The organism is Caenispirillum salinarum AK4 (assembly GCF_000315795.1).
GTDB classification, from domain to species: Bacteria; Pseudomonadota; Alphaproteobacteria; order Rhodospirillales; family Rhodospirillaceae; genus Caenispirillum; species Caenispirillum salinarum.
Window position 1 is genome coordinate 37,822 of the sequence record NZ_ANHY01000013.1, and the last position, 26,395, is coordinate 64,216.

The 26,395-nt window shown below is 69.5% G+C and carries 21 protein-coding genes; 7 read left to right on the forward strand and 14 right to left on the reverse strand.

Features of this window, described 5'->3' with window-relative positions; all coding sequences use genetic code 11:
• Window positions 1-165: 165 nt before the first annotated feature.
• Window positions 166-681 (reverse strand): peptidoglycan-associated lipoprotein Pal, encoded by a 516-nt coding sequence (gene pal / locus C882_RS13290; RefSeq protein ID WP_043645579.1) that lies wholly within the window; start codon window positions 679-681, stop codon window positions 166-168.
• Between the two features lie 206 nt (window positions 682-887).
• On the opposite strand from pal, the gene C882_RS13295 reads away from it, so the two are divergent.
• Complete coding sequence (locus C882_RS13295) at window positions 888-1,736, forward strand: 23S rRNA (adenine(2030)-N(6))-methyltransferase RlmJ (protein ID WP_009541138.1); 849 nt, start codon at window positions 888-890, stop codon at window positions 1,734-1,736.
• Between the two features lie 155 nt (window positions 1,737-1,891).
• On the forward strand, window positions 1,892-3,943 hold the full coding sequence (locus C882_RS13300; protein WP_009541139.1) for a methyl-accepting chemotaxis protein: 2,052 nt from the start codon (window positions 1,892-1,894) through the stop codon (window positions 3,941-3,943).
• Between the two features lie 81 nt (window positions 3,944-4,024).
• Here the strand turns inward: C882_RS13300 and C882_RS13305 are convergent, their stop codons facing one another.
• Genes C882_RS13305 through C882_RS13315 form a run of 3 tightly spaced genes read right to left on the reverse strand, consistent with a single transcriptional unit; the run spans window position 4,025 to window position 7,512 of the window.
• A complete protein-coding gene (locus C882_RS13305) occupies window positions 4,025-4,936 on the reverse strand; it encodes a 3-hydroxyacyl-CoA dehydrogenase NAD-binding domain-containing protein (RefSeq protein WP_009541140.1) in 912 nt (303 codons plus the stop codon).
• Window positions 4,937-4,940: 4 nt separating this feature from the next.
• A complete protein-coding gene (locus tag C882_RS13310) occupies window positions 4,941-6,095 on the reverse strand; it encodes a pyridoxal phosphate-dependent aminotransferase (RefSeq protein ID WP_009541141.1) in 1,155 nt (384 codons plus the stop codon).
• Between the two features lie 40 nt (window positions 6,096-6,135).
• Entirely contained in the window at window positions 6,136-7,512 is a 1,377-nt protein-coding gene (locus C882_RS13315) for a gamma-glutamyltransferase (RefSeq protein WP_152415335.1), read from the reverse strand.
• A gap of 25 nt (window positions 7,513-7,537) precedes the next feature.
• Between C882_RS13315 and C882_RS13320 the strand changes: the two genes are divergently transcribed.
• Together C882_RS13320 and C882_RS13325 are read left to right on the forward strand one after the other, a co-directional pair.
• Entirely contained in the window at window positions 7,538-8,950 is a 1,413-nt protein-coding gene (locus C882_RS13320; RefSeq protein ID WP_236262687.1) for a M48 family metalloprotease, read from the forward strand.
• 96 nt (window positions 8,951-9,046) lie between these two features.
• Window positions 9,047-9,823: a DsbA family protein gene (locus tag C882_RS13325; RefSeq protein ID WP_009541144.1), complete on the forward strand. Its 777-nt coding sequence runs from the start codon at window positions 9,047-9,049 to the stop codon at window positions 9,821-9,823.
• A 177-nt stretch (window positions 9,824-10,000) separates the two neighbouring features.
• On the opposite strand, the gene C882_RS13330 is transcribed toward C882_RS13325, so the two are convergent.
• The 8 genes from C882_RS13330 to C882_RS13365 form a co-directional block, all read right to left on the reverse strand.
• Entirely contained in the window at window positions 10,001-10,501 is a 501-nt protein-coding gene (locus C882_RS13330; protein WP_009541145.1) for a hypothetical protein, read from the reverse strand.
• A gap of 569 nt (window positions 10,502-11,070) precedes the next feature.
• On the reverse strand, window positions 11,071-12,204 hold the full coding sequence (locus tag C882_RS13335; RefSeq protein WP_009541146.1) for a DUF2336 domain-containing protein: 1,134 nt from the start codon (window positions 12,202-12,204) through the stop codon (window positions 11,071-11,073).
• A gap of 128 nt (window positions 12,205-12,332) precedes the next feature.
• Window positions 12,333-12,761, reverse strand: coding sequence for a universal stress protein (locus C882_RS13340; RefSeq protein ID WP_009541147.1), 429 nt, complete (start codon window positions 12,759-12,761; stop codon window positions 12,333-12,335).
• Window positions 12,762-12,780: 19 nt separating this feature from the next.
• Window positions 12,781-15,462: a TRAP transporter permease gene (locus C882_RS13345; protein WP_009541148.1), complete on the reverse strand. Its 2,682-nt coding sequence runs from the start codon at window positions 15,460-15,462 to the stop codon at window positions 12,781-12,783.
• 190 nt (window positions 15,463-15,652) lie between these two features.
• Window positions 15,653-16,633 (reverse strand): TAXI family TRAP transporter solute-binding subunit, encoded by a 981-nt coding sequence (locus C882_RS13350; protein ID WP_009541149.1) that lies wholly within the window; start codon window positions 16,631-16,633, stop codon window positions 15,653-15,655.
• A 292-nt stretch (window positions 16,634-16,925) separates the two neighbouring features.
• On the reverse strand, window positions 16,926-17,765 hold the full coding sequence (locus tag C882_RS13355) for a BKACE family enzyme (protein WP_009541150.1): 840 nt from the start codon (window positions 17,763-17,765) through the stop codon (window positions 16,926-16,928).
• A complete protein-coding gene (locus C882_RS13360) occupies window positions 17,762-19,099 on the reverse strand; it encodes an aspartate aminotransferase family protein (RefSeq protein WP_009541151.1) in 1,338 nt (445 codons plus the stop codon). The genes C882_RS13355 and C882_RS13360 overlap by 4 nt, the downstream gene beginning before the upstream one ends.
• Entirely contained in the window at window positions 19,099-20,025 is a 927-nt protein-coding gene (locus C882_RS13365) for a MurR/RpiR family transcriptional regulator (protein WP_009541152.1), read from the reverse strand. Before C882_RS13365 ends, C882_RS13360 begins: the two co-directional genes overlap by 1 nt.
• 245 nt (window positions 20,026-20,270) lie before the next feature.
• Here C882_RS13365 and C882_RS13370 point away from each other — a divergent pair, with 245 nt between their 5' ends.
• From C882_RS13370 to C882_RS13380, 3 genes are all read left to right on the forward strand, one after another.
• The gene (locus C882_RS13370) at window positions 20,271-20,786 is read left to right on the forward strand and encodes an adenine phosphoribosyltransferase (protein ID WP_009541153.1); all 516 of its coding nucleotides are present in this window, start codon (window positions 20,271-20,273) and stop codon (window positions 20,784-20,786) included.
• A gap of 87 nt (window positions 20,787-20,873) precedes the next feature.
• A complete protein-coding gene (locus C882_RS23320) occupies window positions 20,874-23,834 on the forward strand; it encodes a PAS-domain containing protein (protein ID WP_009541154.1) in 2,961 nt (986 codons plus the stop codon).
• 179 nt (window positions 23,835-24,013) lie between these two features.
• The gene (locus C882_RS13380) at window positions 24,014-24,418 is read left to right on the forward strand and encodes a thiol-disulfide oxidoreductase DCC family protein (RefSeq protein ID WP_009541155.1); all 405 of its coding nucleotides are present in this window, start codon (window positions 24,014-24,016) and stop codon (window positions 24,416-24,418) included.
• A gap of 4 nt (window positions 24,419-24,422) precedes the next feature.
• Here C882_RS13380 and C882_RS13385 read toward each other — a convergent pair whose 3' ends face one another.
• Both C882_RS13385 and C882_RS13390 read right to left on the reverse strand, forming a co-directional pair.
• Entirely contained in the window at window positions 24,423-24,797 is a 375-nt protein-coding gene (locus tag C882_RS13385) for a response regulator (protein WP_009541156.1), read from the reverse strand.
• Window positions 24,794-26,335 (reverse strand): PAS domain-containing sensor histidine kinase, encoded by a 1,542-nt coding sequence (locus C882_RS13390; RefSeq protein ID WP_009541157.1) that lies wholly within the window; start codon window positions 26,333-26,335, stop codon window positions 24,794-24,796. The genes C882_RS13385 and C882_RS13390 overlap by 4 nt, the downstream gene beginning before the upstream one ends.
• Window positions 26,336-26,395 lie beyond the last annotated feature (60 nt).

The window sequence follows — 26,395 nt, forward strand, 5'->3', positions numbered from 1 at the left end:
GCCGAGGGGAGGCGCAGCACCTCCCCCCGAACCGTATCACACCGGGCGACCGGTAAAGATCGTACAGCCGTCGCCCGGTACGACGGACTGGCCGCCGCGCCGCATGACGCGTGAGGCTGCGTGCCGGGTGAACGCGGCGTCGATGATGTCGACCGTCGGCGCGTGTTATTCGACGACGGAGACGCCGCGGCGGTTCTGCGACCAGCAGGCCTCGTCGGCCTCGACGCAGGTCGGGCGTTCCTTGCCGAAGGAGACGGTGCTCAGGCGCGCGGCCGGAATGCCCTGGGCGCTCAGGTAGTCGCGCACGGCCGTGGCGCGGCGCTCGCCCAGTGCGAGGTTGTACTCGCGGGTGCCGCGCTCGTCGGCATGGCCTTCGATGACCAGTTGGCGGTCGGGCCAGGTCTTCAGCCACTGGGCCTGGCGGGCGAGCAGCGCCTGCGATTCGGCCGACAGGTCGTGGCGGTCGAGGCCGAAGTACACGCGGTCACCCACAGTGGCCTGGAACTCGGCGGCCGAGCCCGGTGCGTAGGCGCCGGTCGAGCCGCCGGCATTGGCGGAAACGCCGGTGGACAGGCTCTCGCCGGCGCCGGCGGTGGCGCCCGTGTCCTCGGGAGAGGCGGCACAGGCGGACAGGAAAGCGAGCGTCAGCACGATCGTCGCGGAGCGGACAAAACGCGCCATGGAATCCTCCAAGGAAAAAGCGGGCCGCCAATCGGACCCGCCGACGCGCATCTTGCGCATGCTTCTTCTTCCCGCATAGCGGAAAGTTCGGCGCGGGTCCTCTCCCATCGCGCGCCGTCCAAACGGCCCCTGGCGTCGGAAACGGCCCGCGCGCTATGCTCCGCGCCGCCGCCGGGGCGGCATGATGCACGGATCACAGGGCAGCCATGAACTACAGGCATATCTACCACGCGGGCAATTTCGCCGATGTCTTCAAGCATGCGCTGCTGGCGCTGGTGGTGGACTACCTGACGCGCAAGGACAAGCCGTTCTTCGTGCTCGACACCCACGCCGGACTGGGCGCGTACGACCTGTCGGCCGACGAGGCGCAGCGCACCGGCGAATGGCGCGACGGCATCGGCCGCATCCTGGCCGAGCCCGACCCGCCGGAGGCCCTGCGCCCCTACCTCGGCGCCGTTCGCGCCCTGGACCCCGACGGCGGCATGGCGCGCTATCCCGGCAGCCCGCGCATCGCCCGCCACTTCATGCGGCCCGGCGACCGCCTGATGGCGTCGGAACTGCACCCGGAGGACGCCGCCGTTCTGAAGAGCGTCTTCGCCCGCGACCGCCAGACGAAAGTGCTGGAACTGGACGGCTACACCGCTCTGAAGGCCAACGTGCCGCCCAAGGAGCGGCGGGGCCTGGTGCTCATGGACCCGCCTTTCGAGCAGCCCGACGAGTTTTCCGCCATGGTCCGCGCCCTGACGGCGGCCTATCGCAAGTGGCCGACCGGAATTTATGGGCTTTGGTATCCCGTCAAGGGGGGCGGCGTGGTGCCGGCCTTCCACGGCGAACTGGCGACGGCAGGCCTGGGCGACGTGCTGGTGGCGGAAATGACGGTCATGCCCGTGGACGAGACCACCAACCGCCTCAACGGCACCGGCATGGTCCTGATCAACCCGCCGTGGACGCTGGAAGACACACTGCACGACCTGCTGCCCTGGCTGACGCGCGTGCTGGGCCGGGCCGACCTGGGCGGCGGCGGTTGGCGGCTGGCGTGGCTCAGCCGGAAGTAGAACAGGCCGGCGGCCTGCGTCGCTATACCATGGTTTGATCCCACTGTACCCGATTTCACCGGTTGGCTATTTCCTACGTCTTCCGTAGCATGGTCCGGACTAAAAATTTCAAGTGTGGACGGAAACACCGTCCCGCCGGAGGACAGGGAAGTACGATGGGACTGACGAGCAAAGCGCGCGGGCTGACGCGCCGGCTTCGGCTGCCGACGGCCGGCATCCGGACCAAGATCACGCTGGGCTTCGCCGCCGTACTGGTGGTTCTTGTGGGCGTGTCCGGCGCCAGCCTGTGGAGCGCCGACCGCACGGGCGCCGAAGTCGACCACTTCGCCGAGATGGTGGCGGCCGAACAGCGCGCCTCTGACATCCGCCAGAAGTTCACGGCCATGCGGCTGGAGGCCCAGGCCTTCGCCGTCGACGGCACGGCCTCCGCGGCCAATGCCGTGAAAGGATATGCCGAAGAACTGGAGCCCCTGCTGGCCCAGGCGGTTGAGGATGCCCACGACGACCGTCTGCGGTCGACCGCCGAGATGGGCAGCAAGGCCTTCGACGAGTACATGAGCGCCTTCACGTCCTTCGTCGATGTCCGGCTGGCCTGGGCCGAGGAAGTCGAGAGCACGCTGCTTCCCAACGCGCGCACGCTGCTCGAAAGCATTTCCATCATGATCGACGACGCGCTGATCAATGGCCAGGAAGAGGTGGCCTCGTACCTGCGTCCGGCGCGCGAGCATGCACTGAGCCTGCGCTACAACCTGGCGCGCTTCCTGGGCGAAAAGGACAGCCAAACGGCCGAGGAGGTCACGCGCAACATCAGCGACATCGTCACGCCGCTGCGCCTCGTCGCCTATGCCCTGCCGAACGCCAAGGAGAACGAGACCTACCAGACCCTGATGGACGCCCAGAAGGCGGTCGAAGAAAGCTTCGCCTCCGTGCAGGAGTCGACCGAGCGCCTGCAGGCCATCCAGACCTTCACGCTGTCCAGCCGCGCCCGCGCCCTGGATGCCTCGGTCGACGCCATCCAGGCCGGCGTGCGCGAGGAGGCCCTGCGCATCAAGGACAAGACCGTCGCCATGACCGACCTGGCGACCACCGTCACGCCCATCATCGGCGGTGCCGGACTGCTGATCGGCCTGGTGCTGGCGGTGCTGATCGGCACCGGCCTGTCGCGTCCCATCCAGGCCATGACCGGCGCCATGACGCGCCTGGCCGACGGCGACCTGTCGGTGGACGTGCCCGCCCGCGGCCGCGGCGACGAGATCGGCCGCATGGCTGACGCGGTGGAAGTCTTCAAGGAACACGCCGAGGCCAACCAGCGCATGGAGGCCGAGCGCGCCGAAATGGCCCGCAAAGCCGAGGAGGAGCGCCGTTCGCTGATGCAGGGGCTGGCCGACGACTTCGAGAACACCGTGGGCGGCATCGTCGCCTCTGTCTCGGCGGCCTCGACGCAGATGAAGCAGACGGCCGAAGGCATGGCGAGCGCCGCCGACGACGCCAGCCGTCAGGCGAACTTCGTCGCCAACGCCTCGGAGGAAGCGTCCAGCAACGTCCAGACCGTCGCGGCAGCGTCGGAGGAACTGCATGCCTCCATCGCCGAGATCGGCCGGCAGGTCAGCCAGTCGTCCAACATCGCTCACGACGCCGTGCGCGAGGCCCAGCGCACCGACGAAATGGTGCGCGGCCTGGCCGAAGCCGCCACCAAGATCGGCACTGTGGTCGCCATGATCACCGACATCGCCGAGCAGACCAACCTGCTGGCGCTCAACGCCACCATCGAGGCCGCCCGCGCCGGTGATGCCGGCAAGGGCTTCGCGGTGGTGGCGCACGAGGTCAAGGCCCTTGCCAACCAGACCTCCAACGCCACGGGCCAGATCAGCGCCCAGATCACCGAAATCCAGAACGCCACCCAGGACACGGTGGACGCCATCGGCAGCATCTCGCGCATCATCGGCGAGATCGACAGCATCGGTTCCACCATCGCCGCGGCGGTGGAAGAGCAGACCGCCGCGACGCAGGAGATCGCGCGCAACGTCCAGCAGGCCGCCCAGGGCACGCAGGAAGTCTCCACCCACATCGCCGGCGTCACCAAGGCCGCCGGCGAGACGGGCACCGCCTCCACCCACGTTCTGGACGCCTCGCAGGACCTGTCCAACCAGGCCGACCGCCTGACGCACGAAATGCAGCAGTTCCTGATGCAGGTCCGCGCCAGCTGACGACACCCGAGGCAGGACACGATGCGAAACGGCCGGGCAATTGCCCGGCCGTTTTTCGTCATTCCAGGGCGGCGGCGGCCTTCACCCCCGCGCCTTGAGCAGCGCGATGAGCGCGGCGTCGCGTTCGTTTTCCAGTTCGCTCAGGGTGCGGCCGTCGGCTTCCGCCCTCACGCCGTCCACCAAGGCGTCCTTGACCTCGGGCGTCAGCGAGGGCGCGCCCAGGTCCGCCCAGCGACGTTCCTGCGCCGGGCCCAGGTGGTCGAGATAGCCGCGGTAGCCGCCGGCGCCGCCACCCAGGTGATAGAGCATGTGCGGCCCCATCACCGACCAGCGCAGGCCCGGCCCCGCCGTCACCGCCTTGTCCACGTCCTCCACCGAGGCGATTCCTTCGGCCACCAGATGCACGGCCTCGCGATACAGGGCGGCGGCCAGCCGATTGGCGATGTGGCCGGTGGCCTCGCGCTTGACCAGGATCGTCGTCTTGCCGATGCCGTCGAAGAAGGCGCGCACCCGGTCCGTCACGTCCGGGGCCGTGGCCGGCGACGGCACGATCTCCACCAGCGGGATCAGGTGCGGCGGGTTGAAGGGATGCGCCACGATAACCCGCGCCGGGTTCCGGCGGGCGCCCTTCTGAAGGTCAGAGGGCTTGTGCGCGGTGGTGCTGGACGCGATGGGCACCTCCTCGGCACAGGCGGCGTCGATCTCGGCGATGAGAGCCTGCTTGGCCTCCAGCGCCTCGGGTCCCGCCTCGATCACCAGGTCGGCGCCGTCCACCGCCTCGGCGACGGTGGCGCACAGGCGGCGCGCGCCCGGCGTGGCGGGCGCTCCCTCGATCTGGCGCAGGGCCGACCACGCCTTGGCGGTCACCGCATCCAGCCGGCCGGAAGCCGTGGGAGACGGATCGTAGACCGCCACGTCATAGCCCTTCCAGGTCAGGAGGGCGGTCCAGCTCGCGCCGATCAGGCCGGCGCCGACGACGGCGATGGTCGCCATGGCTTCAGGGCCTCCACTGCTTGAGGGCGGCCACGGCCCGTTCCATGTCCTCCGTCGAGCCGGCGAAGGAGAAACGGACGTAGCGGTCGCCCTCTGCCTCGTCGAAATCCACCCCCGGCGTGGCCGCGACCCCCGTCTCCGCCAGCATCCGCCTGCAGAAGGTCAAGGAGTCGTTGGTGCGGTGCGCCACGTCGGCATACAGATAGAATGCCCCGTCCGCCGGCGCCAGGCGATCGAAACCCGCGCCCGGCAGGCCGTCCAGCAGCACCTCGCGGTTGCGGGCGTAGCGCCGGACGTTGGCCTCCAGTTCCTCGCCGCAGTCGAACACGGCGATGCCGGCGTGCTGCGACAGGGTCGGCGGGCTGATGAACAGGTTCTGCGCCAGGCACTCGATGGGGCGCACCATGTCCTCGGGCACCACCAGCCAGCCCAGGCGCCATCCCGTCATGCAGAAGTACTTGGAAAAGCTGTTGACCACGATGGCGTCGGGCGCGATCTCGGCCACCGTCTCGGCCGGCATGCCGAAGGTGATGCCGTGGTAGATCTCGTCGGAGATCAGGCGCACCTTGTGGGCGTCGCACCACTGAACGACGCGCTTCAGTTCCTCGGGCGGCATGACCGTCCCGGTGGGGTTTGACGGACTGGTGACGATCAGGCCGTCCAGCGGCGGCCCGTCGAGCGCCTCGAGCACCTCGGCGGTGGGCTGAAAGCGCGTCTCGGGGCCGACGGGAATCGGCACCGGCTCGATCCCCAGCGCCTTGAGGATGTGGCGGTAGGCCGGATAGCCCGGCCGCGTGACCCCGACCCGGTCGCCCACGTCGAACGCCGACAGGAACGCCAGGATGAAACCCGCCGAGGAGCCCATGGTGGCGACGATGCGCCGCGGGTCGACCTCGGCGCCATGGGCGGCCTTGTAGTGGCCGGCGATCCTGTCGCGCAGGTCGGGCAGGCCGAGCGCGACCGTATAACCCAGCGGCGCACCCGATCCGAGCAGTTCGGCCACGCGCTCGGCGGCCTTGCGCGGCAGGCCGGTGGAGGGCTGCCCGACCTCCAGGTGCAGGGTGTCGGCGCCGGTGGCCTCGCGCTCGGCGGCGGCGCGCATGACGTCCATCACGATGAAGGGCGGGACGGTGCCCCGGCGGGCAATCTTCAGAGCCATGAGGGTCCTTGGGGGAAGGGGTCGTCAGGAAACAGAACGGTCAGCGCTGGCCGGCGATCATGCCGTAGCCGCTGCCGCGCGGGTCGGTCGCGACGCGGCACAGCGCCACGTGGGACGGTGCGCCCTTGGGACACCAGGCGGCGGAGACCTGCCCGGCGATGTCCTGGCGTCCGGCCACGACGCCCTCCACCGCCTGTCCGAGTGGCACGTCCTCCTTCAGCGTGCGGGCGGCCACCGTGCCGACGGCGGTCTGCGCGCCGGTGCCGCCTGCGACCGCGGCGAAGTGGAACTCCTTGACGTAGGGATTCCAGGCCAGCAGGGCGGCCAGGGGTTGCCGCGTCTGCTCCGGCGCCGGGGGCGGGGCGGCGATCATCGTGCCGAAGCCCGGCGCCATGCGGCCAGTACCGAAGGGACCGTTCAGGGTAAAGGCACAGGCGACGGCCTGACCATCCGGGTCGACGGTCAGCAGGCCGGCGGCGCCAGGCACCGGCTGCCCGCCTTCGACCGCACCGGCGACGCCGCCCGCCTGGAACACCTGCAGGGCCCCGTGGCCCGCCACCCCGACGGGCGGCGCGGCGACGATCTCGTTGCCGCGCGTGGTTGTCGCCGGCTCCACCCAGCGCGGGCGGAAGTTCGCCAGGGCCTGGGTGGTCAGGGCGAAACCGGCGCGGCGGTAGCTCTCCACCAGTTCGCGCGCCAGCATGCCCTGATAGAAGTCGCCCACACCGCGCAGCCGCAGGCGGGCCAGCGTGGTCGCCAGGTTTTCCTGCACCAGCGAGGTCCCCTCCCCCGGCGACATGCCCCGGGGGTCGGCGAAGGTGCGCACCGCCGTCGGGTCGTTGCGCAGCACCACACCGCCGGCGACGAACTGCTTGGCGAGCGCACGCGACGCGGGGAAGCCCAGCCGCGCCTTCTGCTCGGCGTCGTTGAGCAGCGTCTCCCACCGCAGGTCGCCGTACTTGGCGTGCAGCGCGAAGAGCCCCCGCGGCAGGGCCGGCACGGCGGCGGGATACCGCTGGCCGTCGCTGGGCGCGAGATCGGGCAGGAACTCCAGGACCTCGGCGCTGCTGCGGTCGCTGATGCGCTCGGTCTCGGGGTTGTGGACCAGACAGACGCCGCCGCCGCCGAGACCCATGGAGCTGGGCAGCGTCACCGCCATGGTGAAGGCCGCGGCCACCGCCGCGTCCGCCGCCGATCCGCCGGCCGACAGCACGTCGCGGGCGGCCAGCGTGGCGTGGGGCTCGTCGGCCGCCGCGATGCCGGCAAAGCCCGTCACGGCACCGACGGTGCCCTTTTCCACGGCCGCGCCGCCCCCACAGGCGGCCAGCGTGGCGGAGGCACAGGCGGCGAGCAGGAACGCGCCGAGGCGCCCGCGTTGACGGCGGGTCGGGCTGTCACTAGCTTTGATGGACAACATCGAGGGTCGGTCCTTGGTCAATAGCATGTTCTCTCGGGCGGTCGCCCATTCATCCGGCGCCGGCGCGCTCCGGCGTTTCGCCATGGCGCTCATGGCGCTGACGGCGGCCGTCACGCTGGTGCTGACGTGGCCCGCACAGACGGCGCGGGCCCAGGGGATGTCCCTGATCCGGGACGCGGAAATCGAAAATACCATTCGCGATTGGGCGACGCCACTTCTGCGCGCCGCGGGCGTCGCGCCCGAGTCCGTGACGCTCCGCATGGTCAACGACGACAGCCTGAACGCCTTCGTCACCCTGGGCAACAAGATGTACCTGCACACGGGCCTGCTGATGCGCAGCGAGAATCCCGGCCAGGTGATCGGCGTCATCGCCCACGAAATCGGTCACATCGCCGGCGGCCACGCGGTGCGCCTGAAGGACGAACTGGAGCGCGCCCGCATGCTGTCGCTCATCACCTCGGCGCTGGGTATGGCCGCGGCGGCCGGCACCGGGCGCGGCGACGTGGGCTCGGCGGTGATCCTGGGCGGCAGCCAGGCGGCGATGCGCAACCTGTTCAGCTACAGCCGCACCCAGGAAAGCAGCGCCGACCAGGCCGCAATCAAGTACCTGCGCGCCACCGGCCAGAATGCCGACGGCCTGGTGGAGTTCTTCGACATCCTGGGCGACCAGGAAATGCTGCTGTCCAGCCAGCAGGACGCCTATGCCCGCACCCACCCTCTGACGCGCGAGCGCATCACGTCGCTGGAGCATGCGGTGGAAGCGTCCGACCTGCCGCCGGCCGGCGACACCGCCGCCGACCGCATGCGCCATGCCCGCATGGTCGCCAAGCTGGTGGGCTTTCTGAAGACGCCGGGCGTGACCTTCCAGCGCTATCCCGAGACCGACACCAGCCTGCCGGCGCGCTATGCCCGGGCCATCGCCTGGTACCGCCAGGGCAAGCTGGACGAGGCGCTGCCCGTCATCGATGCCCTGCTGGCCGATTACCCGGACGATCCGTACTTCCACGAACTGAAGGGCCAGATGCTGCTGGAGAACGGCCGCGTCGCGGATTCCCTGTCCAGCTACCGCCGCGCCGTGGAACTGGCCCCGCGCGAGCCGCTCATCCGTATCGCGCTGGCCCACGCCCTGATCGAGACCGGCGACGACAGCCATCTGGAGGCCGCGCGCGAACACCTCGCCCAGGCGGTGAAGGAGGAACCCCAGGCGGGCTTCGCCTGGCGCCTGCTGGCAACCGTCCACGGCCGCCGCGGCGACATGACCATGGCGTCCTACGCCATGGCGGAAAGTGCGCTGCTTCACGGCGACCCGGCCCAGGCGGCATTCCACGCCGAACGCGCCGAACGCGGCCTGAAGACGGGCGACCCGGTTTGGCTGCGCGTGCAGGACGTCAAGCAGCGCGCCGACACCATGATGACGGAAATGAAGAACGACGGCTGAGCCGCGGCCTCGCGCAGACGTGACACGACACCTGTTGCTCCGGGGCCGCCGTCCCGTCATCATCACCCCACATTGACCGCTGACGGAAGACGACGCATGACCCCGATGTTCTCCAAGCCCCGCAAGGCCCTGGCCGTCGCCGCCGTGGCACTGGGTGCGGCGTTTGCCGCCACCGCCGCGCCGGCTCCCGCCCTGGCCGACGAGGCCCTGACTCCCGCCCAGGAAGATGCCGTGCGCGGCCTCGTGCGCGAGTACATCCTGGACAACCCCGAGATCATCGCCGAGGCCATCGACCGCCTGCGCAGCAAGCAGCAGGCCGCCGCCGAGCAGGCGCAGAAGGAATCCATCGCCGTCCATGCCGAGCAGTTGAACTTCGACCCGGAAAGCCCCGTGCTGGGCAACCCGGACGGCGATGTGACCCTGGTGGAGTTCTTCGACTACCAGTGCGGCTACTGCAAGGCGGTGTTCCCGGCCGTGATGGACGCCGTTGAAGACGACGGCGACGTGCGGCTGGTGATGAAGGAATTCCCCATCCTCGGCCCCGCCAGCGTCTACGCCGCGCGCGCCGCCCTGGCCGCCCGCGAGCAGGACAAGTACGCCGAGTTCCACGAGGCGCTCATGACGCTGAAGGGCCAGCTGACGGACGAAGCCGTGGACGCCGCCGCCGAAGACGTGGGCCTGGACCTGGAGCAGCTGAAGGTCGACATGGCCGCGCCCGCAGTGGACGAGCAGATTTCCGCCAACATGGCCCTGGCGCGCGCCCTGGACATCGGCGGCACCCCGGCCTTCGTGGTGGGCGACATGCTCATGCCCGGCGCCGTGCCGCTGGAACGCCTGCAGCAGGCCATCGCTCAGGCGCGCGAAGAAAGCTGAACCCGCCGCGGCCGTGCAAGAAGGTCGGGACGGAAAGGGCGCCGTTCAGGTTCGGGCAGCGGTCCTTTGCCGATAGAGGCCCCTCCGGGTCCGGCGCGCCCTGGATCGCCGCCCAGCGTCGACGGGCTGCGAGAGCGGACCAGCGTCCGCCCTCGCCGCTGCTCCGCGCTCGGCGTTCTAGAAGGGCTCCCGCACGAGATAGTCGCGGTCGGCGGGGATCATGTTGTTCTCTTCGAGGCAGGCCAGGACATCGGTGTAGACCGGCAGGTGGGCGGTCTCCCGGCGTTTGACCTCGCTCTCGAAGTATTCCCGTTCGTGATCCGTCATCTCGGAGGGATCGGGATATGCGAAGTGCAGAGTATGATGGCCGAAGCCATGCCGCCATCCGCCCCATCCGCGCTCGTGATTCGCGGATTTGACGTGCGCTCCCCTGAAGATGACGAACGAATTGGAACCCGCGCCGAATCCGGGGGTGATGTACTGGTTTTCGTCGATCTCGATCACCTTGCGATCCTCGTAGACGGTCAGGTCGGAGGGTTCCTGCACGAGATAGAACGAGCCGGCCTTTCCGGCGGCGCACCAGTCGGCGACGAACTGCGCGTACTCGCGGCAGAAACGGCTGTAGCGGGGGCGTTCAGCGGTTCCGGTGAGGGCGCCGAGGATGCGGGTGATGCTCATGGCGGGAGGATCCCTTCTTCGTTGACGTTTGCGGATGGGTGTGCGGGAACGGAGGATCGTCAGGCCCCGCGGGGTCCGGCGCGCCGCAGGGCGCCCGCCCAGGCGTCGCGGGCGTCGTCGCGCGAGGCGCGGACGCCGCTCCGAAGGGTGCGGCCGCGGTCGCGGGCGGAGGCGTCGAATTAATGGGTTTCGGGGCGGCCTGCGACGACGACATGCGCGTCAACGGTGCGGAAAGGACGGCGCGCCGGACGCTCGCTGGCGCGGGCGCGCCCGGCGCCGCGGTCGTTGCGGCGGCGTAGCCGAAGGCGGTCGCCGCAAAGAGCATCGTGTGGATCAGGCCGGCCGGGGTCGACGCATTCCGGCAAGCGACAGAAATTGACGCGCACGCCGTCCATTGGCGATGGACGGCGGAATTCTACAACGTCAAGACTGTTCTTCGGCACGCGCATCCCCCCAGATCACGAATCGATGGGGGAACTTAGCACATGCATGTCGCTGCGGGCCACTGGTCCCGAACGGCTGTTCGGGGCCCGGCCTTGTCCGTTGGGATATGACAGAAGAACTGCCGCTCAGCCTTCGGCGTGAAGCGTCGGCGGCAGGGTGTTCATCTTGGCCAGCAGGTATTCCAGGTCGGCGCTCTCGAAGTCGACGCCCAGGTCGCCGTACTGGGTCAGCACGCGCTCGATCATGCGGCGGGAATAGCGCTCGCGATCGTTTTCCTCGCCGTCGTAATCGGTTTCCGCCGCCACGTCGACGGCGGCGCGGATGGCCGGATAGAAGGCCTGCGGCAGGCCGGCCTTGCCGTAGATGCCCTTGAGGCCCAGGTCGCCGTTGTCGTGGATCAGCTCACGCGCGTTGACGATGGGAATGCCGGTGCGCACGGCCAGCGCGTACTCGAAGAACTTGATGTCGCCCATGCACACCGCGCGCAGGATGATCGACGGCGTCAGGCGGTCGTGCTCCTGCATCTGGCGCACCAGGCGCTCCACCTCGTCCTCGTCGCTTTCGGTCGACAGGTTGATGGTGGCGCGTTCGCGGCTGTGCAGCACCAGGTCGGCGGCCACATCGGCCGGCAGTTCGTGGTTTTCCAGGATGTGCTGGCGCAGGGTTTCAGAAACCCGCGTCACCAGCCGCTCCGCCACCGTGACCGGCAAGCGGGCCCGGTGGGCGAGCGGGTCCTGCACGCCTTCCACGTCGCCGAAGCGGTCGACCATGCGCAGCATGGCGTTCTCGGTCAGGTCGGCGCCCTGGTTGGCGGCCAGCGTGGCGGCCACGTCGGCATCGCCGCGCTCCACCAGTTCGTCGGCCACCTTGGCGTCGACCTCTTTCCGGCGGGCGACGGCCTTCTGCTTGTCGGGGTCCTGGGAGCGCACGATCTCGATCAGGTCCTCGTTCGTCAGGACCGTCGAGAATTCGAGGATCGGCATGGCCACGCTGGAAACGTCGCGCGCCAGCGACATCGCCACGTCGTTGGGCACCAGCGGGTTTTCCTTCAGGTTCGTCGCCAGCGCCTCGCGCACGCGCACCTCGGCGTCGCGCACCATGATGCGGAAGATGTCGACGGCAAGCTGCCGCTCGGCCTCCGTCAGCTCAAGCTCGCCGAACTGGCGGGACAGCTTGTCGGCCGTTTCGGCCCGCGCCAGGCCCGAGGGGTCGGCGAGCAGGCGGTTGACGTCTTCCGCGGAAAGCTTTTGGTCGGCCATGACGGGAACGGGACACCCTGGACGAAGGCTTGAAGGAACCGCACGACGCCCGTGCGGCGCGAAGCAACGGTACACCGCTGCCAGACCTTTGTATAGGCAGATGCGTCAGGCGGCAATGACCGCCGTCACTACTCGCGCACGACCAGCACCGACACGTTGGCGTGACGCACCACCCGCGCCGCGTTGGGACCCAGCAGGTAGTCCTTCAGCTCCGGCCGGTGGGCGCCGATGACGATCAGGTCGGCCTCGGTCTTCTCGGCCATGCGCAGCACGGTTTCGTAAACGTTGCCCTCGCCCACGATGTGCTGCACGTGCATGCCGTCGGGGACGTAGGGCTTGATCTCCTCGCGCAGGCGGTGGAGCAGCTTGTCGGCCATCTCCTTCTCATACCCCTTGGGGAAGAACTGGCCGACCATGCTCATGCCGAAGGTGGGCAGCACGGTCATGACGTGCAGGCACTGGCCCGTGGCCTGGTTCAGTTCCACGGCGGTGGCCAGCGTGCGCTTGAGGTCGCTGGGGTCGTCCAGGTCGATGGCGACGAGGATGTTCTGGTACATGGGTCGTCGTTTCCGTCCGTTACGATCGTGATGCGGTCAGCGAGGCCTCGCGGGCGGCGGCCAGGTCGTGCGGCCGGCGGCGGCGCTGCCATGCCGCCAGCCCCGCCAGCAGCAGCAGCGCCGGGATATACATCAACTCCTTGGGCGGTACGTCGTTGGGCACGCGCACGCCCTCGATCACGAAGTCGAAATCCACGCCCGCCTGCTCGGCCGGGCCGCCGAAGGCCAGCATGTCGACGACCATCTGGCCGTCCTCCTCCCGCAGGCCGGTGATACCGGCGTTGGCCAGGCGCTCCTCGAAGGTGCCCGGTTCGCCCAGCGGCAGGACCACGGTGCGCTCCACCTCCTCGCCTTCCAGGGTGACGCCGGAGACGCGGAAGGGAATGCTCGCACCGGGCGGCGCCTCGGCCACCAGCGGCGCCATCTGCTCGGCCTCCACCCACTGATAGGGCGGATAGATCATGTCCATCCAGTAGCCGGGCCGGAACAGCGTGAAGGCGATCAGCAGCAGCGCCAGCGTCTCCCACAGGCGGTTGCGCGTGAAAAACCAGCGCTGGGTGGCGGCGGCGAAGGCGAACATGGCGATCACCGACACCACGAACACCATCAGCGCCTTCCACACGCTGGTCACACCGATCAGCAGCAGGTCGGTGTTGAAGATGAACAGGAACGGCAGGATGGCCGTGCGCATGTCGTAGGTGAAGCCCTGGATACCCGTCTTGATGGGGTCGGACTTGGCGATCGCCGCCGCCGCGAAGGCCGCCAGGCCCACCGGCGGCGTGTCGTCTGCCAGGATGCCGAAGTAGAAGACGAACATGTGCACCGCGATCAGCGGCACCACCAGCCCGGCCTCGGCGCCCAGCGTCACGATCACCGGCGCCATCAGGGTGGAGACGACGATGTAGTTGGCCGTCGTCGGCAGGCCCATGCCGAGCAGCAGGCTGATGATGGCCGTGAAGATCAGCATCAGCATCAGGTTGCCGCCGGAGATGAACTCCACGAACTCCGTCATCACAAGGCCGACGCCGGTCAGCGTCACGGTGCCGACGACCACGCCCGCCGCCGCCGTGGCGACGCCGATGCCGATCATGTTGCGCGCGCCCATGACCAGGCCCTCGAACAGCTCCTTGCCGCCCTCGCGCGTCTCGAAGCCGATGTCGCCGGCCCCCTTGATCATGGCCTTCAGCGGGCGCTGGGTGGCGGCGATGAAGATCATGAACACCGCGGCATAGAAGGCGGCCAAGCCGGGCGACATGCGCTCGACCATCAGGCACCAGATCAGCACGGCGACGGGCAGCAGGTAGAACAGGCCCGCCTTCACCGTCGGCCCGACCGGCGGGCATTCGCTGATCTCGGCGGAATGGCTGATTTCCGGCACGCGGGTCGACAGCCACAGCAGGTAGACGTAGCCGACGAACAGGAAGACCATCGCAATCCAGATGGTCGCGGCGCCGAACACGCCCTTCATCCAGCCGAAGCCGAAGTAGACGATTGCCGACAGCACCGCCAGCGTCAGGAACGAGAACAGGAAGCCGCCCAGCGCTCTCTGCCAGGGCCGCACCTCGGCCCGCGGCAGGCCGCGCAGGCCGGCCTTCTCCGCCTCCAGGTGCACGATGTAGACCAGCGCGATGTAGGAAATGAGCGCCGGCAGGATGGCGTGCTTCATCACCTCGATGTAGCTGATGCCCACGTACTCGACCATCAGGAAGGCCGCCGCCCCCATGATGGGGGGGGTGAGCTGGCCGTTGGTGGACGAGGCGACCTCCACCGCGCCGGCTTTCTCCGAGGTAAAGCCGACGCGCTTCATCAGCGGGATGGTGAAGGTGCCGGTCGTGACCACGTTGGCGATGGACGAGCCCGAGATCAGGCCGGTCATGGCGGAACTCACCACCGCCGCCTTGGCCGGCCCACCCTTGAAGTGGCCGAGCAGCGCGAACGCCACGCGGATGAACCAGTTGCCGGCCCCGGCGCGCTCCAGCAACGATCCGAACAGCACGAACAGGAACACCATGGACGTCGACACGCCCAGCGCCACGCCGAACACGCCCTCGGTGGTCAGCCAGTAGTGCGACGCGGCCTTGTTCAGCGATGCGCCCTGGTGTGCGATCACATCGGGCATGTAGGGGCCGCCGAAGGTGTACAGCAGGAACACCAGCGCGACGATCATAAGCGGCGGGCCCAGGGCGCGGCGGGTCGCCTCCAGCAGCAGGATCATGCCGACCACGGCCACCACCAGGTCCTGAGTGATGGGCAGCCCCGGCCGCTGCGCCAGATCGCGGTAGAACACGTAGAGATAGCCCGCGCACATCGCACCAATAATGGCGAAGACCCAGTCCAGCAGCGGAATGTGGCCGCGTGGGCTGCGCTTGAAGGCGGGGTACGCCGTGTAGGCCAGGAAGATGGCGAAGGCCAGGTGGATGGACCGCGCCTCGGTGGAGTTCAGCACGCTGCCGATCATGTAGGGCAGCGGCGAGGCGTAATAGAGCTGGAACAGCGACCACGCCAGCGCCACGCCGATCAGCAGCTTGCCGGCGAACCCCACGGGCTGGCGCGCCCCGGTTTCCGTTTCCGCGACGAAATCGCCGTAGTCCTCTTCGGCCTCGGTGGCGGCATCGACGTGCGGTCGGCCCATGTCGGCCTCGCGCGGCGGGGCGCCGTGCGGTTTCTTTTCGGAGTCGTCGTTGTGCTGTCGGTCGGCCATGGCGCGCCCCCGGGGTCGCTGTCTGGATGCGTGTGAATGCGTCGGAACCAGTGCCGGCGTCGGGTCAGGGGGCGGGCTCTGCCGTGCGCCGCCGCCTGGCCGGAGACCGGCCGGACGTCAGGAAGAAGAAGAAGCCGAAACGGGAAGCCGGCGCACCGGCTTCCCGTCGGATCGGCTGGAGGCGGCGGCCTTACAGGAGGCCGGCTTCCTTGTAGTACTTCTCGGCGCCCGGGTGCAGCGGCGCGGCCAGCGCGTCCTTCACCATGGTCTGCTTGTCCAGCTCGGCAAAGGCCGGGTGCAGCTTCTTGAAGTCCTCGAAGTTCTCGAAGACGGCCTTGACCACGTTGTAGACCACGTCATCCGGCATGTCGGTGGAGGTCACGAAGGTGGCCTTGGGCCCCAGCGTGGTCACGTCGCTGTCGGTGCCTTCGTAGACGCCGCCGGGAATGGTGGTGAAGGCATAGGAGGGGTACTTCTCGATGAAGCCCTCGGCCCAGTCGCCTTCCATGGGCACCAGATGCGCGTCGCAGGCGGTGGTGGCTTCCTTCACCGACCCGTTGGGGACGCCGGCGGTGTAGGCGATGGCGTCGACCTTGTTGTCGCACAGGGCCTGGGCCTGCTCGGCGGGCTTCAGCTCCGCGGCCAGGCTGAAGTCGTCCATGCTCCAGCCCAGGTGCTCCATGATCAGTTCCATGGTGGCGCGCTGGCCGGAGCCCGGGTTGCCCACGTTGAAGCGCTTGCCCTGCAGGTCCTGGAAGTCCTTGATGCCGGAATCGTCACGGGCGACGATGTGCAGCGGCTCGCCGTGCACGGAGAACACCGCGCGCAGGTCCTTGAACGCCTCGTCGAAGCCCATGCCGCCCTCGTAGGCGCGGCCCTGGACGTCGGACTGCACGATGCCGAAGTCCAGCTCGTCCTGCTTAATGGTGTTGATGTTGTAGACGGAACCGCCCGTGGACTCGACCGAGCAGCGGATGCCGTGGTCCTTGCGGTCCTTGTTGACCAGACGGCAGATGGCGCCGCCGGTGGGGTAGTAGACGCCGGTCACGCCGCCGGTGCCGATGGTGATGAACTGCTGATTCTGCGCAACGGCCGAACCGCCGGACATGCCCAGCGCGGCCGCACCCAGCGCCACGGCGGCGGCGATGGTCTTGGCGCCAAAATTCTTCATGTCGAAGCTCCCTTAAATGTGTGTCTGCTTATCCGCCAGCGAAATGGATGCCGGCCGTTGCTGCCGATGAACACGGCCGCCTGCACGGGATGCGCAGGACGCGCGGGCCGTGCCGCCGGGCTGCCTCCCAAAAGCAGCCGACGCCTCCCGGGCGGGAGGACGGACCGACGCACCATTCGTTCCATGAACAGGCGCGTCGTCGCATAGACGTTTCAATATCCTAACGCGCCCATCGGGTTCTGCCACAGAAAAATCCGAATATCGCCAGTGCCATCCCGAGTCGCGAGCGGGGTCAGAGGGGGGCCATGAGCCTTCTGATGTCCTCGGCCGAGGCGACTCGACGGCCGAGAAGCCGTGCGCCCTCCGCCACCTGGGCCACCAGGTCGGCGTTGTCGGCGGCGGATGATCCGTCGGCGCGCAGGGTATTGTTCTCGAACCCCACGCGCGCATGACCGGCCAGGGCGCCCGCCGCCAGAACGCAGGCCCCCTCGCGCCGCCCGAAGGCGCAGACGCTGAAGGGTCCGTCGGCGGCCGGGTCCCAGCGCTCGAGGAAGGGCAGCAGGTCACGGGGATCGGAATCCTGGTTACGCGAATACCGTCCGAGAACGAACAGCACGTTCATCCGGTTGCCGGGGATGATGCCGCGCCGCCGCAGGTCGTGCAGCCGCGCCACGTCCTCGGCGGAATACAGGATGTACTGAGGCGCGCAACCCCAGCCCACCACCTCCGACAGAAAGGCCGCGGCGTCCTGTTCATGATCGGCGTCGGGGATCAGCTCGCGCACCGCCAGCGAAACGGCTTCGGGCCTGACCGCGCGAACCACGGCCATCTGCTCGGCCGCGGTGTATTTGCCGACGGCCTCGGTGGTGATCTGGATGACCATGTCGTCGCCCACCGCCGCGCGCACCGCCGCCGTCGCCTCGGCATAGAGGTCGGCGTCCAGCACATGACCCGCCTGGGCGTCGCGGACGTGCAGGTGGAGCATGGCCGCGCCGGCCTCGCGCCACCGCACCGCGCCTTCCGCCACTTCCTGCGGGGTGACGGGGACGGCCGGATGGTCCGCGTGGGTCTTGCGCGCGCCGTTGGGGGCGACGCAGACGGCCATGGGCTGGTCGAAGGCGATCCCGCTCATGCGGCCTTGGCCTCGGGCAGGACGGCGTCCAGCGCCGCCGCCAGCTTGTCCACCAGTTCGGCCACCTGCGCCTCCGAGATGATGAACGGTGGCGCGATCAGGCAGTGGTCGCCGCGCCGGCCGTCGATGGTGCCGCCCATGGGGTAGACCATCAGCCCCTCCGCCATGGCTGCCTTCTTGAGCGTCGCACCCACGCCCCGGGCAGGGTCGAAGGGCGCCTTCGTCGCACGGTCGGCGACGAACTCCAGGCCGATGAACAGGCCCCGGCCGCGGATGTCGCCGACGTGCGGATGCCCGCCGAACCGGTCGCGCAGCGCCGCGAACAGCTGGTCGGAGCGCAGGTCGACGCCCGGCATCATGCCGCTTTCCGTCAGGCGCTCCTGCACCGCCACGGCGGCGGCACAGGCGGCGGGATGACCCATGTAGGTGTGGCCGTGCTGGAAAAAGCCCGTGCCGTCGCGGAAGGCGTCATACAGCCGGTCATGCACCAGCGTCGCGCCGATGGGCTGGTAGCCCGCCCCCAGGCCCTTGGCCACGGTGACCAGGTCGGGCACGATGCCCTCCTGCTCGTAGGCGAACAGGCTGCCGGTGCGGCCCATGCCGCACATCACCTCGTCCAGGATCAGCAGCACGCCGTAGCGGTCGCAAATCTCGCGGATGCGCTTGAAGTAGCCCGGCACCGGCGCCAGCGCGCCGGCCGTCGCCCCCACCACCGGCTCGGCGACGAAGGCCGCCACCGTTTCCGGGCCGAGGCGCAGGATTTCCGCCTCCAGCTCGTCGGCGACGCGACGCCCGTAATCCTCCAGGCTCTCGCCCTCGGCACGGTCGCGGTACTCGTAGCAGGGGGCGATGTGGCTGACGTCCACCAGCATGGGCTCGAACTGCGCGCGGCGCCACTGGTTGCCGCCGGTCGCCAGCGCGCCGAGCGTGTTGCCGTGATAGCTCTGCCGCCGGGCGATGAGGCGCGAGCGCGCCGGCTGGCCGATCTCCAGGAAGTACTGGCGCGCCATCTTCAGCGCCGCCTCAATGGCCTCTGACCCGCCGGAGACGAAGTAAACATGGTCCAGCGGGCCGGGCGCGGCCGTGGTCAGCATGTCGGCCAGCCGTTCGAGCGGGCGGTTGGTGAAGAAGCCGGTGTGGGCGAACGGCAGCGTCTGAAGCTGCGCCACCACGGCGTCGATCACATGGCGGTCGCTGTGGCCCAGGCACGACACGGCGGCGCCGCCGCTGGCATCCAGGTAGCGCCTGCCGTCCGCGTCGACGATATAGCAGCCGTCGCCGGCGACGGCCGTGGGATAGTCGGCATGGATCTGCCGGTGGAACACATGGGTCATCAGGTTTTCCGTCTGCGCCGGGGTTCCTGCCAATAGGCGTTGAATTTCGCGAGTTGCTCCTCGGCCTCGCTGATGGTGTCGAGCGCCTTGTCGCCGCCGTCGGCGATGACCGCCGCCACCAGGGCCTGCACCAGCCCCATGGCCGGCACGATCGAGTTGAAGAAGCTGGGGCTCGCGTTCTCCACCGCCAGAACGTGCCTCGCCCGCAATGCGATCGGCGACACGACGCTGTCGCTGATGGCGATGATGGAGGCGCCGGCATCGGCGGCGACATCGGCGGCCAGCACCGTCTCGCGCGCATAGGGGCGGAAGCTGAAGCAGATCAGGGCGTCCTCGGGCCCGACGCCGCGCAGGCCGTCGAACACCGTGCCGGCATTGCCGTGGACCAGCCGGCCGTTGTCGTAGGCCATGCCGTAGGCATAGTGGAAGTAGTGCGCCAGCGAGAACATGCTGCGCAGGCCCAGAACGTAGACCCGGCGCGCGTCCACCAGCGTCTTGCGGCAGGCCAGCAGAGCCGAGACGCGGTCGTCGTCGCCCGCCATGCCGCCGATGGCGGCGGCGTCGGCCTCCATCATCTCGCGCACCAGCGACACCGCGCCCTGCTCGCCGCGGGCCTGCAGGTTGCGGGCGCGGGCCACATAGGCCCCTTCGCCGCCGCGCAGCCACTGGCGATAGGGCTCGCGCATCACCTCGAACCCGTCGAAGCCCAGCGCCCGGGCCAGCCGCACCATGGTCGAGGGCTTCACCCCCGCGTGCTGCGCCAGGCGGCGCATGGACGTCAGCGCCACCTCCTCCGGGTGGGCGAGCACATGACGGGCCGCCTGCTTGAGCTGCGGACTGAGTTCCTCGTAGAGCTGCTGGATGCGCTCCTGCACGCGGGCGACGTCCATCTGGTCGGCCGCGGGTCTGTCCTGGACGAGTTCCATGGGTTCCGGCGTCTTCTTTTTTTCTGGGCGTTTCCTGTATGAACGTTAGGCACCCGGCCGCCGGCGCGCAACATTTGATTCACCTTGGCCCAAGCCGCACCACTTCGTCCAGGGGCCAATCCCCACCCGTTCGGGCGTCCCATTCCCTTTGCCGGACGCGATTGGACGGGCTAGGATGAGCCGCGCCGGCACCGGCGCCGGACCGCCTGATTTCTTTACGAGCGAACGAAGAGGCCCCTCGTCCGATGGACATCAAGGACCACATCCGCCAGATCCCCGATTTCCCCAAGCCGGGGATCAACTTCTACGACATCTCCACCCTGCTGGCGCATCCCGATGCGTGGCAGGTGAGCATGGGCCGGCTGGCCAAGAAGGTGGCGGCGTGGCAGCCGGACGTGCTGGCCGGCATCGAGTCGCGCGGGTTCCTTGTGGCGGCGCCGCTGGCGCTCAAGCTGGGCATGGGCTTCGTCATGGTGCGCAAGCCCAACAAGCTGCCCGGCGACGTGAAGAGCCACACCTACGACCTGGAATACGGCTCCGACACCGTGGAAATCCAGGCCGACGCCGTCCAGCCCGGCCAGCGCGTGGTCATCTGCGACGACCTGCTGGCGACCGGCGGCACCGCCCTGGCCGCCATCAACCTGTTCCGCGAGGCCGGTGCCGAGGTGGTGGGCGTCGCCTCCATCATCGAGTTGTCTTTCCTCGAGGGCCGCAAGCGGCTTGACGTTCCCTTCGACGCGCTCATAACCTACGACGAGTAAGGATTCGGGCCAATCCGGCGGTGCGCCGTCGTGCGCGCCCGGACGGTGCCCGTTTCCCCCTTCCCCGCCCGTTCCGGACCCCCGCCCATGATGATGAGCCTGCCCCTCGACGCCGCCACCCTGGGCGCTGTGTTGGGTTCGGCCGTGCTCACCTTCGCCATGGCCCTGGCCCGCACCCTGCCGCAGGCGCCGCGCGCCCTGTCGTGGTGGGCGCCGGCCTTCGCCGCGCAAACAGCCGCCTTCCTGGTGCTGTTCCTGGCGCCGAACCTGGACGACAGGGTCCTGACCCTGGCCGCCGAGGCCCTGCAATCGGCCGCCGGCATTCTGGTGCTGGCCGGCGTCTGGTGCTTCACGGGCCGGCGGGTGGGTCGCCGGGCGCTGGCGCTCGGGGCGCTCGTGATTCTGGCCTGGCCCGCCGTCGCCACCACGCTTCACGGCCCCGACCAGCCGGTGCTCTTCGGGCTTCTGGGGCTGCCGCTGTTCGTCGCCGGCGGCGCCTTCCTGATCGGGCCCGAAAGCCGGGGCGAAGCCGCCTACCGTGTCACCGGGCTGCTGTTCGTCGTCGACGGCCTGCACGGGCTGGTGACGCCCTTCATGCATTCCGGCGTCCTGCTGCCGTGGCTGTTCGTGTCCCATCAGGTGCTGGCGGTGATGCTGGCGGTGGCACTGCTGGTGGTGGTGCTCCGCCGGTTGCAGATCGCCGCCGCCGCCGAGACCGACCGCGCCAACCGCGCGCAGGCGCAGCTCATCGACGCGGTGGAAAGCATCACCGAGGCCTTCAGCCTGTTCGACGCCGACGACCGCCTCGTGCTGTCCAATCGCCGCTACCGCGAGGTCATGGGCCGCGCCGGCATCACCGTTGTACCGGGCATGACCTTCCGCGACCTGTGCGAGCAGACGGCCGACCGGGGTCTCGCCACAGCCAGCCTGGGCCGCCGCGACGCCTGGATCGAAGAGCGGGTCGCCGCCCACCGCGCGCCCAAGGGACCGGTGGAGCAGGAACTGGCCGACGGCAGCGTCATGCTGCTGCGCGAATACATCACCAGCGAGGGCGGCCGCGTCTCGGTGCGGTCCGACATCACCGAGCGCAAGCAGGCCGAACGGGCCCTGCGGGAAAGCGAGCAGCGCTTCAAGGACCTGGCGGAGGCCGCCTCGGACTGGTTCTGGGAGACCGACGCCGGCCTGCGCTTCACCTTCGTCAGCCCGCGCGTGCTGACGGTCATGGGGGTGGACCCGCGCCACTTCCTGGGGCGCACGCTCATGGACCTGGCCGACGACGCGCCGGACCCCCTGCCGCTGCGCCACCAGATGGAGCGCCTGCGTGCCCGCCAGCCGTTCCGGGACGTCGGCCTGGGACAGATGCTGCCCGACGGCCGCGTCAAGCACCTGAAGCTCAGCGGCCGCCCGGTGCATGACCACCACGGCCGTTTCCAGGGCTTCCGCGGCACGGCAACGGACGTCACCGCCGAAGTGGAGGCGCGCGCCGCCGCCCAGTGGGCGCAGCACCAGTTGATGGAAGCCATCAACAGCATTTCCGACGGCTTCGCCCTGTGGGGGCCCGACGACCGGCTGGTGCTGTTCAACGAGAACTATCGCAAGCTGTTCGGACCCGCCGCCGCCAAGGTGCGCGCGGGCATGAGCTTCGAGGACCTGCTGCGCCTCCAGATCGACGCCGGCAACGTGCCGGTGACAGAGGAGGACCGCCCCCTCTGGATGGCGCAGCGCCGCGAAAGCCACCGCCGCGGCGCCAGCGGCATGGAGTTGATGCAGCGCGACGGCCGCTGGCTGCTCATTTCCGAACACCGCACGCCCGACGGCTACGTCGCCGGCGTCTACACCGACGCCACCGCCCTGCGCCGCCGCGAGGAACAGGTGGCGCTGGAAGGCCGGCGCCTGGCCGCCATCTTGGACAACATGCCCCAGGGCATTGCGGTGTTCGACTCCGACACCCGGCTGGTCGACCACAACCGCCTGTTCCGCCGCATGCTGAACCTGCCCGCCGGGCTGACCCGCGACGGCACCGACTACGCCGCGATCATCCGCCATCTGGCCGGGGCCGGCGTATTCGGCGAGTGCGACGTGGAATCCTGCGTGTCGGAAAAGACCGAGGCACTGCGACTGCTCACCCGCGACCGCGCCGAGTGGTCCATGCCCGACGGCACCGTGCTGGAGGTCCGCCGCGCCGCCATGCCCGACGGCGGGGCGCTGACCACCTACATCGACGTCACCAGCCGCAAGCGCAACGAACTGATCCTGCGCGACGCCAAGGAGGCGGCGGAGCGCGGCAATCGCGCCAAGGCCGCCTTCCTCGCCAATGTCAGCCACGAGCTGCGCACGCCGCTGAACGCCATCATCGGCTTTTCCGAAGCCATTTCCGGCGAACTGTTCGGCCCGCTGGAAAACCCCACCTACCGCGAATACGTGGCCGACATTTACGATTCCGGCACGCACCTCCTCAACCTCATCAACGACATCCTCGACATGTCCAAGGCCGAGGCCGGCCGGATCGACCTGAACGAGGAGCCGGTCAACCTGGCCGAGGCCGTCAATACCTGCGTGAAGATGGTCGGCAAGCGGGCGGACAGCGCCGACGTCGCCCTGCACGCCTCCGTGCCCGAGGACCTGCCTCGCCTGTTGGCCGACGACCGGCGCATCAAGCAGATCCTGCTCAACCTGCTGTCCAACGCCGTCAAGTTCACCGACGTCGGCGGGCGCGTCGACCTGTCGTGTCGGGTGGCGGCGGACGGCCGCCTGGCCCTGCGCGTCGCCGACACCGGCATCGGCATGACGGCCGAGGACCTGGACAAGGCCATGGAGCCCTTCGGCCAGGTCGACAGCCGCCTCGCCCGCCGCTACGAGGGAACCGGCCTGGGCCTGCCGCTGACCAAGGCGCTGGTGGAGCATCACGGCGGCGAGCTGGTGGCGGAATCCGAACCGGGCCAGGGCACGGCCATCACGGCCCTGTTCCCCGCCAGCCGGCTTCTGCCGGACGACGGCATGGACCGGCGCGATGCCGAGGACTGCCTGTCGGAACACGGCACGGCCTGACCGCCTCCTACCGGCCGGCCGCCGTGCCTCGTGGCGCGCGTGCCTGCGTGCCGGCCAAAGCCGATGGCCTGCGCGCAAGCACGCACAGCGCACCGCTGATGATGTGAACGCCGATCCAGATCCCATGCGGCATCGGCCGGCCGATCCGCAGCACGGGCCGCTCCGTACACCGGGGCACGATGATGCAACCCGATACCCTCACCGTCTTCTACGACGGCGGCTGTCCGCTCTGCCGGCGGGAGATCGCCACCTACCGCGCGCTGAAGCCGCAGGGCGTGCGATGGATCAACGTCGCCGATGCCCGCCCGGCGGCGGGCGGCGGCACGGGGAGCGCCTGCCCCCTGGACCGCGCGGCCCTGCTGGCGCGCTTCCACGTCCAGCGGCCCGACGGCCGGATGGTCTCGGGCGCGCGGGCCTTCATCCTGCTGTGGCACAGGGTGCCGCGCTTCCGCTGGCTCGGCCGTGTCGCGGGCACGCCGCCGCTGCCGGCACTGCTGGAAGGCGGCTACCGCCTGTTCCTGCGCCTGCGTCCGTGGATCGTGCGGCGCGCCGTACGGGACAAGCGGGCGGCGCCCCCGGGATGAGCGATCAGACGCCGGGCACCACGCGCCCCACGGCGGCCAGCAGCTCCTCGTCCTCGAACGGCTTGAACAGCACCTCCTGCGCGCCGTGGGCCTGCGCCAGGTGCGCCTTGACCTCCAGCGGGGCGCTGGGACCGCCACCCGATATGATGATCACCGGCAGGTCGGCATGAATGGTGCGCACCTCCTTGAGGAAGGAGATGCCATCGACCCTGGGCATCCAGATGTCGACGATCGCCAGGTCATAGGCCGCGCGGCGGGCTGCCGTCAGGCCTTCCTCTCCGTCGGCGGCCTCGGTCACCGCGAACCCGGCGTCCTCTAGCGCCCCCCGCACCGCCTTGCGGACAAGCGGCTGGTCCTCCACCAGAAGTATCTGCTTCACGACAGGATGGTCCTCGTCTGTGGTGTCTGCGTCGTCTCGCGGTCCGCGTCCGCCGTCTTAAGCAGCGGTAGGCGGATTTCAAAGACCGCACCCTCTCCCGGGGTGCTGGCCACCGATACGTCACCACCCCAGTTGCGGGCGATGCCGTAGACCACCGAAAGCCCGAGGCCGCTCCCCTCGCCGACGGGCTTGGTGGTGAAAAAGGGGTCGAACACGCGCTCGTCGACGCCGGTCTGAAGCCCCGGCCCGTTGTCGCGCACGCGCAGGATGGCGCGCGGTGCCGAGTCATCGGCGCGCGAGGGCGCCGGCTCGGCGGCGAGCGAGACCCAGATGGTGCCGCCGGGCCCGCAGGCGTCTGCGGCGTTGCTCATCAGGTTGATGACGACCTGCGACACGTCCGAGGCCGTGACGGCCGCCAGATCCTGCAGCGGCTCGATGGACCGTTCCACCCGCACCGACTGGGTCAGCAGTCCGGCCGCCGTGTCCACCGCCCTGGCGACCACCTCCGACAGCACCACCGGCCCCTGGTCGGCCATGCCCCCGCCGGAATAGGTGAGCACGCCGCCGACCACATCGCGCGCCGCCCGGCCGGCGGCGGTGATGTCGTCGAGCATGGCAAGGATGGCGTCCGGCGGTTCGGGCAGCGCCGCCAGGCGCTTGCGGGCCCGGCGCGACAGCGACACGACGGGCAGCAGCAGGTTGTTCAACTCGTGCGCCAGCCCGCCGGCCATGCGTCCCAGCGCCTCGCGCTTGTGGCGGGCGTACTGCATCTTGATCCAGTTGTGCCGCGCCGTGATGTCCGACGACGTGCCGACGAACCCCAGGAACCGGCCGTCGACGGAGAACCGCGGGTTGCCGCTGATGCGCACGATGCGGCGCGTGCCATCGGGCAGAACCTGCGGATAGACCAGGTCGCGGAAGGGCCTGCGGTCGGCCATGGCGGCATCGATGGCGGCCATGTCCTCGGGCGGCAGGGCGGTGTCGAGCAGATCGCGGCGCGTCATGCCCAGCACGCCCACATTCCGGACCCCGTCGCGCTCGAGCACCAGGTCGAAGGCCACGAAGCGGCCGGTTTCGTCGGTCTTCCAGAACCAGTCGCCCGACAGTTCCGCCAGTTCGCCGAACAGCGCCCGCTCCTGCTCCAGTTGGCTGGCGAGCGTATAGCTCTCGGTGATGTCCAGCGGCGTGCCCATGATGCGGCGGATGACGCCGTCGCCGCCCACCAGCGGGGTCAGGGTCACGCGCAGCCGTCGGCGGCCGGTCTCGGTATCTATGAAGCCCTCGTAGTCCAGCCGCCGGGCCTCGGTCAGGCACTGTTGCAGCCGCGCCGTCAGCCGCCCGGCCAGGTCGGCGGGCAGGGTTTCCGAGGGCGTGCGGCCGCGCAGGTCGGCATCGGAGACGCCGGCCAGGGCCTCAAGGTGATGGTTGAGCGCGGCGAAGCGGAAACCGCCGTCCTCCGTCACCTCGACAACGAAGACCGGTGCGCCGATGGCGTCGATGACGGCGCCCAGCGCTTCCGCCGGAAGCGTGGTGAGCATGGGTATGCGCGTCCCTTTACGTTTCGAAAAGAGTGGGCGAAAGCCCGATGGTTTGCAATG